At 46.0% G+C, this 11,987-nt stretch carries 13 protein-coding genes; all 13 read left to right on the top strand.

The window, feature by feature from the left end:
* The coding region (locus WMO75_RS17300; RefSeq protein ID WP_349078592.1) for a DUF3362 domain-containing protein at positions 1 to 348 on the top strand (348 nt) is incomplete at its 5' end.
* An 11-nt stretch (positions 349 to 359) separates the two neighbouring features.
* Positions 360 to 983, top strand: coding sequence for a hypothetical protein (locus tag WMO75_RS17305; protein WP_022215188.1), 624 nt, complete (start codon positions 360 to 362; stop codon positions 981 to 983).
* Positions 984 to 1,002: 19 nt separating this feature from the next.
* Positions 1,003 to 1,986 carry an RluA family pseudouridine synthase gene (locus tag WMO75_RS17310; RefSeq protein ID WP_349078593.1) on the top strand — a complete coding sequence of 328 codons (984 nt, stop codon included), beginning with the start codon at positions 1,003 to 1,005 and terminating at the stop codon, positions 1,984 to 1,986.
* Positions 1,983 to 2,540: a signal peptidase I gene (gene lepB / locus WMO75_RS17315; protein ID WP_022215190.1), complete on the top strand. Its 558-nt coding sequence runs from the start codon at positions 1,983 to 1,985 to the stop codon at positions 2,538 to 2,540. Before WMO75_RS17310 ends, lepB begins: the two co-directional genes overlap by 4 nt.
* 3 nt (positions 2,541 to 2,543) lie before the next feature.
* Positions 2,544 to 3,077, top strand: coding sequence for a Holliday junction resolvase RecU (locus WMO75_RS17320; RefSeq protein ID WP_118698365.1), 534 nt, complete (start codon positions 2,544 to 2,546; stop codon positions 3,075 to 3,077).
* A 93-nt stretch (positions 3,078 to 3,170) separates the two neighbouring features.
* The gene (gene hisZ / locus WMO75_RS17325; RefSeq protein ID WP_118251483.1) at positions 3,171 to 4,289 is read left to right on the top strand and encodes an ATP phosphoribosyltransferase regulatory subunit; all 1,119 of its coding nucleotides are present in this window, start codon (positions 3,171 to 3,173) and stop codon (positions 4,287 to 4,289) included.
* Position 4,290: 1 nt separating this feature from the next.
* Entirely contained in the window at positions 4,291 to 4,935 is a 645-nt protein-coding gene (hisG, locus tag WMO75_RS17330) for an ATP phosphoribosyltransferase (RefSeq protein WP_118698364.1), read from the top strand.
* A 26-nt stretch (positions 4,936 to 4,961) separates the two neighbouring features.
* Positions 4,962 to 6,263, top strand: coding sequence for a histidinol dehydrogenase (hisD, locus tag WMO75_RS17335; RefSeq protein WP_022215194.1), 1,302 nt, complete (start codon positions 4,962 to 4,964; stop codon positions 6,261 to 6,263).
* Positions 6,264 to 6,272: 9 nt separating this feature from the next.
* The gene (gene hisB / locus WMO75_RS17340) at positions 6,273 to 6,860 is read left to right on the top strand and encodes an imidazoleglycerol-phosphate dehydratase HisB (protein WP_022215195.1); all 588 of its coding nucleotides are present in this window, start codon (positions 6,273 to 6,275) and stop codon (positions 6,858 to 6,860) included.
* 18 nt (positions 6,861 to 6,878) lie between these two features.
* On the top strand, positions 6,879 to 8,159 hold the full coding sequence (gene hisIE, locus WMO75_RS17345) for a bifunctional phosphoribosyl-AMP cyclohydrolase/phosphoribosyl-ATP diphosphatase HisIE (RefSeq protein ID WP_118698363.1): 1,281 nt from the start codon (positions 6,879 to 6,881) through the stop codon (positions 8,157 to 8,159).
* An 18-nt stretch (positions 8,160 to 8,177) separates the two neighbouring features.
* A complete protein-coding gene (locus tag WMO75_RS17350) occupies positions 8,178 to 8,912 on the top strand; it encodes a glycosyltransferase family 2 protein (protein WP_118698362.1) in 735 nt (244 codons plus the stop codon).
* 72 nt (positions 8,913 to 8,984) lie between these two features.
* Entirely contained in the window at positions 8,985 to 10,904 is a 1,920-nt protein-coding gene (locus WMO75_RS17355; RefSeq protein ID WP_227222431.1) for an outer membrane protein assembly factor BamB family protein, read from the top strand.
* Positions 10,905 to 11,084: 180 nt separating this feature from the next.
* Positions 11,085 to 11,939 (top strand): AAA family ATPase, encoded by an 855-nt coding sequence (locus WMO75_RS17360; RefSeq protein ID WP_118698361.1) that lies wholly within the window; start codon positions 11,085 to 11,087, stop codon positions 11,937 to 11,939.
* The last annotated feature ends 48 nt before the right edge of the window (positions 11,940 to 11,987 follow it).

The following is an 11,987-nucleotide window of genomic DNA, read 5'->3' on the forward strand; positions in this document are numbered from 1 at the left end:
GATTTTTACCCGACTCCATCGACCCTTTCCACCTGTATGTATTACACCGGTATCCATCCGCTTACAGGGGAGAAGGTTTACATTCCGCGTGACCCGCATGAAAAAGCCATCCAGCGTGCGCTGATGCAGTATAAGAACCCGGCAAACAGAAGCCTTGTACTGGAGGGGCTCAAGATCGCAGGACGCATGGATCTGGTCGGTTTCGGCCCGAAATGTCTGCTCCGCCCGGAGAGAGACCGAAGGAAAGAATCCGGCAGAAATCCATCAGGAGGAGACCGCAGGAAGCCACAGAACCAGGGACGTAAGCCCGCAAAGAAAACGATCCGCAATACGCATAAGAAAAAATAAGGAGCTTATAGATGAGCAAAACAAACAATAAAAATAAAGTAAGGAAGGGCGACTACGGCTACATTGCCGCCGAAAAAAAGAAACGCATTCTGATCACGGCAGCTCTGTTCGCAGCACCGCTTCTGATCTTTTTTTCAGCAATGATCTACTTTAAGACCAGACTGACTGTATGGACTGTGATCGCAGTGGTCGGCTGCCTTCCGGCATGTAAATCTGTAGTAAGCCTGATCATGATCTTCCGTGCAAAACCGGTCGCACCGCAGGTATATCAGGAAATCAGTAAACATGCGGGCGAACTGGTCATGTCCTATGAAATGTATATGACTTTTTATGAGAAGAGCGCATCGATCGATGCATTTGCGATCTGCGGCAACACAGTTGTCGGTTTCAGCAGTGATCCAAAGATCGATGCCGCATTCATGGAACAGGAGGCGCAGAAGATCCTCCGCGGCAACGGATTCAAGGCAAATGTCAAGATCTTTACCAGACTGCCGCAGTTTCTGGAACGTCTGGATTCCATGAACGAGCACAGAGAATCCCTGGAAGAAGGAATTAAATTCCGCCCGGATGAGAAATATCCGGAACTTTCCAGAAATGAACTGATCAAGCACACGATCCTGGCGATCTGTGTCTGATAGAAAGAGGAACAGAGAAATGAAGGAGTTTCAGATTCGGGACAATGAGGCAGGACAGAGATTTGACAAGTACCTGTCCAAACTTCTTCGGAATGCTCCGAAAAGTTTTTTCTACAAAATGCTCCGCAAAAAAAATATCACACTGAACGGTAAGAAGGCGACCGGAAACGAGAAGCTGGAAGCAGGAGACCAGGTAAAGTTATTTTTGAGCGATGAGACATTTGATAAATTCAGCCAGCAGGACAAGGCCGCCAGAGCGGTAACGACGCTGGATGTACTTTATGAAGATGCAGATGTCCTTCTTATCAACAAGCCGGCTGGGATGCTCTCGCAGCCAGATGATACGAAGGAACCTTCGATGGTAGAGTATGTGATCGGCTATCTTCTGGAGAAGGGCGAGCTTACAGAGGAAGACCTGCGGACGTTCCGCCCGTCTGTCTGCAACCGTCTTGACAAGAATACGAGCGGCATCATCGCGGCAGGCAAGTCTCTGGTAGGCCTTCAGGAACTTTCAGAATTATTCCACGACCGGACGGTACATAAGGAATACCTCTGTATTGTAAAGGGAGTCCTTCGCGAGAAGAAGCACATCAAGGGTTATCTGTACAAAGATACGAAACAGAATAAAGTAGCGATCTATAAGCAAAAGCAGAAAGAAGCACAGCCGATCGAGACAGTTTACGAACCGCTGGAGGATAACGGTGAAGTGACCCTTCTCAAAGTAGGACTGATCACGGGACGTACGCATCAGATCCGTGCACATCTTGCTTCTGAGGGGCATCCGCTGGCAGGAGATACCAAATATGGACAGGATGCATTCAACCGCCGTTACAGGGAAAAATACCAGCTGAAGCATCAGCTGCTGCATGCTTTCCGACTGAGTTTTCCAGACGGAATGGAAGGACGGCTTTCGGATCTGTCCGGCAAATGCTTCCGTGCACCGCTGCCGGCACAGTTTGAGCGTATCATAAAAGAAGAAAAGTTAGGGGAGAAATTATTATGAAAATCTGGAATGAAGTCTGGGACTACATCAAAATGTTCATCATCGTGATCGTCGTAGTTCTGGTCGTAAACAATGTAGTTCTTATCAACGCAAAGATCCCGTCTGAATCTATGGAGCAGACGATCATGACCGGTGACCGTATCTTCGGTTTCCGTATGGCATATGGCATTAATTTTGACTTCTTCGGAACTCATGTTTCCAAGAAAATGAAAGATCCGGAGCGTTACGACATCATCATCTTCAAATATCCTGATGATGAGAGCCAGCTCTTTATCAAACGACTGATCGGCCTTCCGGGAGACACCGTTGAGATCAAAAACGGCAAAGTCTTTATCAACGGCGAAGAGGACGAAGAAGCAAACAGTCATGTACCGGAAACACCGACCGGCAATTATGGTCCGTACGTTGTGCCGGAGGGATGCTATTTCATGCTTGGTGATAACCGCGAGCATTCCAAGGATTCCAGATTCTGGAGCAATACGTTCGTGACTTATGATGAGATCGTCGGCAAAGCAATCATCAGATATTATCCATCCATCAAGGTTCTGGAATAAACAATGGCAACATGGAACAGCAGAGGTCTTCGAGGTTCAACACTCGAAGACCTTGTCAATCGTACCAACGAACAGTATGCGGAGAAGAAGCTCGCTCTGATCCAGAAGATCCCGACACCGATCACTCCGGTCCGTATGGACAAAGAAAACCGGCACATCACACTTGCCTATTTTGAGCAGAAAAGTACCGTGGATTATATCGGGGCAGTACAGGGGATCCCGGTCTGTTTCGATGCCAAGGAATGCTGTGTGGATACGTTTCCTTTAAGTAACGTCCATTCTCATCAGGTATCTTTTATGGAGGCGTTTGAGCAGCAGGGCGGCATCGCATTCTTTCTTATCTTTTTCAGTCATGCAGATCGTTTTTATTATCTTCCATTCCGCGACCTTATGGTATTCTGGAAGCGCATGGAGAATGGCGGACGCAAAAGTTTCCGAAGAGAAGAACTGAAAGAAGAGTTTTATCTGCCGAAGCAGAGCGGATTTCTGGTGCCATATCTGGAAGGAATCCAGCAGGATCTCAAAATGCGGGATTGACAAGCATGGAAATATCCACTATAATCGTTAGTGTTTTACATAGTAACATGGTAGCATACTAAAGCGTATGGCTGCCCGCGAGGAGGATAAAATATGCAGCGTATTTTTCATACACCAGAGGGTGTACGTGATATTTACAATGGAGAGTGCAGCCAGAAGCATCATCTGCAGGCGGAGATCTACAAGGTATTCCGTTCCTACGGATATGAAGAGATAGAGACACCGAGCATCGAATATTTTGAGGTGTTCAGCAAAGAGGTAGGAACCGTTCCTTCCAGAGATCTTTATAAATTTTTTGACAGAGAAGGAAACACTCTGGTACTGAGACCTGACTTCACACCGTCCGTATCCAGAGCATGTGCGACTTATTTTAACCCGGATCAGCAGGTAGTGACACTGTGCTATACCGGAAATACATTTGTAAACAATTCAAGCTATCAGGGACGTCTCAAAGAGACCACACAGATGGGCGTTGAGCGTATCGGAGATGATTCTCCGGAGGCAGATGCAGAACTTCTTGCGATGACGATCGAGAGCCTTCTTGCATCAGGACTTACCGAATTCCAGATCAGTGTAGGACAGGTAGATTACTTCAAATCCCTTCTCAAAGATGCGGGATTAGAGGAAGAAGTAGAAGAGCGTCTCCGCTCCCTGATCTCCCAGAAGAACTACTTCGGCGTAGAAGATCTGGTAAAAGAACAGAAACTTTCTGAATCTCTGGAAAAAGCATTCCTTGAACTTCCACACCTGTTCGGGACCAGCGAAGTACTTGCAAAGGCAAGAAGTCTGACTGACAACACATGCGCGCTTGCAGCAGTAGAGCGTCTGGAGGAGATCTATGAGATCCTCAAAGTTTACGGTTATGAGAAATACGTAAGTTTTGATTTCGGCATGCTCAGCAAGATCCAGTACTACACAGGGATCATTTTCCAGGCATACACTTATGGGATCGGTGAGCCGGTAGTCAAGGGCGGCCGTTACAACGAACTTCTGAAACATTTCGGCAAACCGGCAGCATCCATCGGTTTTGTCATCGTTGTTGACAACCTTCTGATGGCACTTTCCAGACAGAAGATCGAAGTTGCAAAGGATGAGGCTCCTGTAGTCCTCACTTACACAGAAGAGAACAGAAGAGAAGCGATCCTGGAAGCACAGAGACTTCGTAAAGAGGGAACCTGCGTAGCCCTGCGCTGTGAGAAGGAGGAAGACTGATATGAGATACCTGACGATTGCCCTGACAAAAGGAAGACTTGCCGAGAAAACTCTGGATATGCTGGAGCAGATCGGGATCACCTGCGAGGAGATGAGAGACAAGAGCTCCCGCAAACTGATCTTTGTAAATGAAGAACTGAAACTCCGCTTTTTCCTTGCAAAAGGTCCTGACGTACCGACCTATGTAGAGTACGGTGCAGCAGATATCGGCGTGACAGGAAAGGATATCATCCTTGAAGAAGGAAGAAAATTATATGAAGTCATGGACTTAGGTTTCGGTAAATGCCGCATGTGCGTCTGCGGACCGGAGAGTGCCAGAGAGCTTTTACATAATAACCAGCTGATCCGTGTGGCGACCAAATATCCGAACATCGCCAAGGATTATTTTTACAATCAGAAACACCAGACCGTAGAGCTGATCAAATTAAATGGTTCCATCGAGCTTGCACCGATCGTAGGCCTGTCCGAAGTGATCGTAGATATCGTAGAGACAGGAAGCACACTCCGTGAAAACGGCCTCAAGGTCCTTGAAGAAGTCTGCCCGCTTTCTGCAAGAATGGTCGTAAACCAGGTCAGCATGAAGATGGAAGGCGAACGGATCCACAAACTGATCAGCGACCTGAGAAATGTAGTGATCGATAAATAATACTGTTGACAGAAGGGATGATGACAATGCGTACAGTAGCACTGACAAAAGAAAGCACAAAAGATATTCTCGAAAATCTTCTCAAAAGAAGCCCGAACAATTACGGGAAATTTGAATCCGCAGTTGATGAGATCCTTAAGAATGTAAAGGAAAAAGGCGACGAGGCTCTTTTTGCATACACAAAGGAATTTGACAAGACGGAAGTTACTAAAGAAACCATCCGCGTTACAGAGGAAGAGATCAAAGAAGCTTATGAAGCAGTAGATCCGGCCCTGATCGAAGTGATCCGCAAAGCACTGGTAAATATCAGAAGCTATCACGAGAAACAGAGACAGAACAGCTGGTTCACCACAGAAGCCAAGGGAACCATGCTCGGACAGAAAGTGACACCGCTTGAGAGAGTCGGCGTTTATGTTCCTGGCGGCAAGGCTGTCTATCCGTCTTCTGTACTTATGAACATCGTACCTGCCAAGGTTGCAGGTGTAGACCAGATCGTTATGACCACACCTCCGGGAAAAGACGGCAAAGTCAATCCATCCACTCTGGTAGCGGCAAAAGAAGCCGGTGCAGATGAGATCTACAAAGTCGGCGGTGCACAGGCGATCGGAGCACTTGCATACGGAACAGAGAGCATCCCGAAGGTAGACAAGATCGTAGGACCTGGAAACATTTTCGTAGCTCTTGCAAAGAAAGCTGTTTACGGTTATGTCAGCATTGACTCTATCGCAGGACCAAGTGAGATCCTGGTTCTTGCAGATGAGACTGCAAATCCTAGATATGTGGCAGCAGACCTTCTGTCCCAGGCAGAGCATGACGAACTGGCTTCCGCGATCCTGATCACAACAAGCAGAGAATTTGCAGCAAAAGTCAGCGAGGAAGTAGATGGATTTGTCAAGATCCTTTCCCGTAAAGAGATCATCCAGAAATCCCTGGATAACTTCGGTTACATCCTGATCGCCGAAAATATGGACAAGGCGATCGAGGCAGCAAATGCCATTGCATCTGAACATATGGAGATCGTGACTGCCAATCCGTTTGAAGTCATGATGAAAGTAAGAAATGCCGGTGCGATCTTTATCGGAGAGAACAGTTCCGAGCCGCTGGGCGACTATTTTGCAGGACCGAACCACGTACTGCCGACAAACGGAACAGCGAAGTTCTTCTCTGCTCTTTCTGTAGATGATTTTGTAAAGAAATCAAGCATCGTATACTATTCAAGAGAAGCATTACGTGAGATCCACAAAGATATCGAACAGTTTGCAACTTCAGAACAGCTGACAGCACATGCAAATTCTATCGCTGTCCGTTTTGAGGATGAAGAACAGTAGGAGGACCAAATGACCAGAGAAGCATCTGTAGAACGCAATACAAAGGAAACAGAGATCAAACTGAAACTGGTTCTGGACGGAACCGGATATTCAGATATTGAGACAGGCGTGGGCTTTTTTGACCACATGCTTGACGGATTTACACGTCACGGACTTTTTGATTTAAGCGTCCGTGTACATGGGGATCTGAATGTAGATGATCACCATACGATCGAGGACACCGGAATCGTTCTCGGCAATGCGATCAAAGAAGCAGTCGGAGACAAAAAAGGCATCCGCCGCTACGGAAGCTGCATTCTTCCGATGGATGAAGTACTTGTCCTCTGTGCAGTCGATCTGTCCGGCCGTCCGTATTTCTCCTGGGATGCGGAATTTACCTCAGAAAAGATCGGAGATATGGCGACAGAAATGGTGAAAGAATTTTTCTATGCGATCTCTTATTCCTGTGGAATGAACCTGCATATTAAGGTGCTGACAGGCGGAAACAGCCATCACATGGCGGAGGCAATGTTCAAGAGTTTTGCCAAGGCACTGGATCAGGCAACTTCTTTTGACCCGAGGATCACAGATGTACTTTCCACCAAGGGAAGTCTGTAAGGCAGGGAGGATGATCTTATGAGCAAAAAACTACTGATTCCCTGTTTATATTTGCAGGCAGGCAGGGCGGTCACCGGATTCGGACAGAGAAATCTTTTTGGCGACGGCGATGTAGAGAAACTGGCACGTTTTTACAGTGACAACGGTGCAGATGAACTTCTGGTCTTTGACTTTTCTTCCGGTGATGAGGAGCATGAGCATGCGATCGCGCGGATCAAGGAGATCTGTGCGGCATCTGAGGTACCGGTCATGGCAGCCGGAAATATCAACCGTGCAGAGGATGTCAAGAAACTGATCTATGCCGGATGTGCAAAAGTTGTTCTGAATTTTGCCAAAGACAGCAATGTGGAACTTCTCGGAGAAGTGTCCAGACGTTTTGGAAGGGAGAAGATGCTGGTCTGCATTTCTTCTTCGGAGGAATATAATGATCACAGAGAACAGATCCATGAATTTGCATCCGGAATCCTTGCCCTGGATGCAGTTCCGAAGATGGAGGAAACTTCCAGCCTGCCGGTGATCCTTCATACGGAGGAAAGAAATACGAAAGCATTACAGGAACTTCTTTCAGATCCTCTGGTCGGAGGCTTAAGTGGAAGTTTTATCAGTGCTCTGGAACTGGATCTCAATGAGTTTAAACAGACCTGTAAGGAAGCGGGGATTGCTGTCAACACCTACGAGAGCGCGATCAGCTGGTCTGAATTCAAGCTGAACAGCGACGGGATGGTGCCGGTCATCGTCCAGGATTACAAGACAGATCAGGTGCTGATGCTTGCCTACATGAACGAAGATGCCTTCAATATGACGGTAAAAACAGGAAAAATGACCTACTGGAGCCGCAGCCGCCAGGAACTCTGGATAAAAGGACTGACTTCCGGTCATTTTCAGTATGTGAAATCCTTGCATTTAGACTGCGATAATGATACAATTCTCGCAAAGGTAGATCAGATTGGTGCAGCCTGCCATACAGGAAGCAGATCCTGTTTCTTTAAAGAACTCATGAAGAAAGAATATGACGATACGAACCCGCTCAGGGTTTTCCAGGAGGTCTATGATGTGATCGCAGACCGTAAGGTTCATCCGAAGGAAGGTTCTTATACGAATTATCTTTTTGACAAAGGAATCGATAAAATCCTCAAGAAAGTTGGTGAGGAGTGCACAGAGATCGTGATTGCAGCAAAAAATCCGGACAAAGAAGAAATCAAATATGAGATTTCTGATTTTCTGTACCACGCTATGGTGCTGATGGTGGAGAAAGGTGTGACCTGGGAGGAGATCACCAGGGAACTTGTCCGCAGATAATATATAGGAGTTTATATAGTGAGTGCAGCAGGAGAGAAGTTATATATCGTTATCCCGGCATATAACGAGCGCGATAACATTTATAAGGTACTGGATGACTGGTATCCGGTGGTAGAGAAGCATTCCGGCGGTGGAGAGTCCCGTCTGGTCGTGATCGATGATGGAAGTAAGGATGACACTTATGCGATCATGCAGGAGTATGCCAGGACACATCCATTATTTGAGCCTCTGACCAAGCCGAATGGCGGTCATGGAGCAACCGTATTGTATGGATATCATTATGCACTGGAACATGGAGCAGATTACATATTCCAGACAGATTCTGACGGACAGACACTTCCGGAGGAGTTTGAACCATTCTGGAAACAGAAGGAATCCTACGATATGGTCATCGGCTGGAGAAACAAACGTCAGGATGGAGGAAACCGTGTCTTTGTCACCAGGACACTTCGTCTGGTCATCCGTGTCTGTTTTGGAGTTTCTGTGACAGATGCCAACACCCCGTTCCGTCTGATGAAAGCATCGACACTTCAGAAATATATCGGCCTTATCCCGAAGGATTTCAATCTTTCCAATGTCATTCTTTCTGTGATCTATGCAAAGAAAGGCTGTAAGGTCAAATACATCCCGATTACCTTCCGCCCGAGACAGGGTGGAGTGAATTCCATCAACATGAAAAAGATCTTCGGAATCGGCAGACAGGCTGTCAGAGATTTCCGAAAAATTAATAAGGTATTGTCCCGGAGAGTTTGATTCTCCGGGATTTTTGTTGTATAATGGGGAGAGTTTGTGCCGAAATATGGCAGATTTTTTGAGGAGGGAGTAATGGAACAGAAAAGAAATACACATGTCAGACAGAGCCGGTATCAAGCGAAACCTGCCCCGGCTTCATCAAGAAAAAAGGCGGCAGCACCAAAGTCTGCCCGTCCGGGAGGCAATCATCACCAGCAGGATGTGAGAAAACATCCGAATCAGGCAGCAGTACATCATACTACAGCTTCCAGACAGCGAAGCCGCCGCAGAAAAAGACGTTTCCGTCTGAAACCGCAGGTTAAGATTGCGGGGATCCTTATTCTGGTATTCCTGCTTGGGCTTGCGGGAAGCAGGATTTTTTCATCAGGAAAAGGATCTGACAACAAGAAAACCAAAGAGGCTATGGTCAAAAGTGCCAAAGCAGAGGATGATGTTGTTGAAATGGAAGAGACAAAGGAGATTGCTTTTGAACCTCACTGCGTAGATTCAACAAAGCCGGAGAATCTGATCAGCTATACAAATATAGAAGTAGATGGAAATCAGCTTGAAAATATTTCTGATTATCAGCCGGATGGAGATATTCAGTTTAATGTAGGAGAAGATTATACAGATGTGGACGGAATTGTTACATTCAGAGGAAACAGTTTCCGTGATAATCCTACACATGGTTATGCAAATATGACCAACTATAAGCTCAATGGATTATGGTCTGCAGATACCGGTTCCCTTGCATCCGGTGACACCGTCTGGACCGGAAGCGGCTGGACCGGACAGCCACTGCTGATGAAATGGCCAAAAGAAGTCAAAGCCCACATGAACATGACAGAAAAAGCCAAGGCAGACGACGATCTGGTGGAAGTGATCTACGCCTGCATGGACGGAAATGTTTATTTCCTCGATCTCAAAACAGGAGAAAAAACACGTGATCCTCTGTATCTGGGCTACACCTTCAAAGGTGCAGGCGCACTCGATCCGCGAGGATACCCGATCATGTATGTCGGGGCTGGATATAACAGCGACGAGGGAACTGCTAGAGTTTTTGTTGTCAATCTGATCGACTGCAGTGTTATGTACACATTTGGGGACAATGATGAGTTTTCCCTTCGAGGTTCTTTAAGTTTCTTCGACGGTTCCGCACTGGTCGATGAAGAGACAGACACTCTGATCTATCCGGGAGAAAATGGGATCCTGTATCTCATCAAGCTGAATACCAGCTATGATAAGGAGACAGGCTCTCTGTCCATCAATCCGGGTAAGATCGTGAAATGGCGCTATTATGGAACAAGATCCAGCACAGAGTCTTTCTGGCTTGGTATGGAGGATAGCGCGGCTGTTTACAAAGGTTATGTATTTATGGCAGACAACGGTGGTAACCTGATGTGTCTGAACTTAAACACTCTGGAGCTTGTATGGGTACAGGATACCCTGGACGATTCCAACTCCACACCGGTTCTGGAAATTGAGAATGGTCATCTTTACCTGTATGTAAGTACCTCCTTCCGTCTGGGATGGAGAAGCAATGATTCTGCGACCATCCCAATCTGGAAGATCGATGCAGAGACAGGAGAGATCATCTGGCACACAGATTATGAATGCTACACAGACGACGGCGTTTCCGGCGGTGTCCAGTCCACGATCGCCTGTGGCAAAAACAGCCTTTCCGATTACATATATGTCACAGTCTCCAAGACTTCCGACAACGCTTCCGGCGTTCTTGCCTGCCTTAAGAAATCCGACGGCTCCAAAGCCTGGGAAGACTCCTCTTCCTACGCCTGGTCTTCACCGGTCTGCGTCTACAACGAAGACGGAACCGGCAAAGTCCTCTACTGCAACAGCACCGGCGATGTCCGTCTCCTCGATGGCAAAACAGGAGAACTTAATGATACCCTGTCCATCAGCGACGGCGTCATCGAAGCCTCCCCGGCGGTATATGATAATATGGCGGTTGTTGGCACGAGGGACTGTAAGATATGGGGGATTGAGTTACAGTAAAACAGAACGATGTAAAAAAGCCACCAGCTTGGGTTATATATTGATATTTCAATAAGACTCAGGCTGGCGTTTTTTATAAAAATGTATATTTGAAAATCAAGCCAAAAAAATTAAAATAATGAATAAAATCAATCGTATTTCTTCTAAAAAATGGATATACTGTAATCAGAGGTGAAAATTATGCTGATAGAATTTCGATTCAAAAATTACAGATCATTCAGAGACGAGGCAGTTCTTTCAATGGAAGCAGTAGGGCTTAGCTCTTTCAAAAAAAGCCTGATTGAACAAAATAAGATGAAACTTTTACCGGGAGCTGCCATTTACGGAAAAAATGGTGGTGGTAAAAGTAATGTAATACGAGCTTTCTGGCTGGGAGTGCAGTTTATCCGCAATGCACAGAGAATACAGCATGAAAAAGCTTCTATGCCGGTGGTACCGTTTTTACTTGATGATTATTCTGCAAATAATCCAACAGAGTTTGCATTTGACTATATTGCTGATGGTATTAAATACTGGTACTCATTTGAGGCAACAAAGGAAAAAATTATAAGAGAATCTTTATATCATGCACCGAAGGGGCAGAAAGCCTTAGTATTTTCAAGAGAACAGCAGAAATTTAATTTTACAGAAGATAAAGCTCGAAGAAAACTGATCAGCGAGACGGTGGCAGAGAATCAGTTGTTCTTTTCTGTTGCATGTACAATGAACGATGCAGTTTGCACGAAAGCTATGAAATGGTTTCGAGAAGATATTTTTTTCTCGAGAGACTACACAGATATTCCACAGCAGTTACTGGAATATTCAGGAGACAGCAATATGCTGAATGCAATTTCGGAATATGCAAAGGCTGCTGATTTTGGCATAGAAGAAATGCAGTTTGAGATAGAAAATAAAGAGATTGACGGAGCAATTGATTTTCCTGAAAATATTCCAGAGGGGATGAAATCGGCATTAACATCCTTTATACAGATCTTGTCAGAAACTTCAAATAATTCAGAAGGAAAAGTGACATGCTCCCACCACTTAAATCTCTGATTTTGAAGTGGGGGCTTCTTGCTCAATGGCTCTACTGAGCCAAGTATC

It is taken from the genome of Blautia intestinihominis (assembly GCF_040096655.1).
Taxonomy (GTDB): domain Bacteria; phylum Bacillota; class Clostridia; order Lachnospirales; family Lachnospiraceae; genus Blautia_A; species Blautia_A intestinihominis.

Bases quoted from the DNA above. Each gene is read 5' to 3' on its own strand.
- hisG (WP_118698364.1), top strand. From the start codon at position 4,291: ATGAGATACCTGACGATTGCCCTGACAAAAGGAAGACTTGCCGAGAAA.
- hisB (WP_022215195.1), top strand. From the start codon at position 6,273: ATGACCAGAGAAGCATCTGTAGAACGCAATACAAAGGAAACAGAGATC.
- hisZ (WP_118251483.1), top strand. From the start codon at position 3,171: ATGCAGCGTATTTTTCATACACCAGAGGGTGTACGTGATATTTACAAT.
- WMO75_RS17320 (WP_118698365.1), top strand. From the start codon at position 2,544: ATGGCAACATGGAACAGCAGAGGTCTTCGAGGTTCAACACTCGAAGAC.
- WMO75_RS17310 (WP_349078593.1), top strand. From the start codon at position 1,003: ATGAAGGAGTTTCAGATTCGGGACAATGAGGCAGGACAGAGATTTGAC.
- lepB (WP_022215190.1), top strand. From the start codon at position 1,983: ATGAAAATCTGGAATGAAGTCTGGGACTACATCAAAATGTTCATCATC.
- hisD (WP_022215194.1), top strand. From the start codon at position 4,962: ATGCGTACAGTAGCACTGACAAAAGAAAGCACAAAAGATATTCTCGAA.
- WMO75_RS17305 (WP_022215188.1), top strand. From the start codon at position 360: ATGAGCAAAACAAACAATAAAAATAAAGTAAGGAAGGGCGACTACGGC.
- WMO75_RS17360 (WP_118698361.1), top strand. From the start codon at position 11,085: ATGCTGATAGAATTTCGATTCAAAAATTACAGATCATTCAGAGACGAG.
- hisIE (WP_118698363.1), top strand. From the start codon at position 6,879: ATGAGCAAAAAACTACTGATTCCCTGTTTATATTTGCAGGCAGGCAGG.
- WMO75_RS17355 (WP_227222431.1), top strand. From the start codon at position 8,985: ATGGAACAGAAAAGAAATACACATGTCAGACAGAGCCGGTATCAAGCG.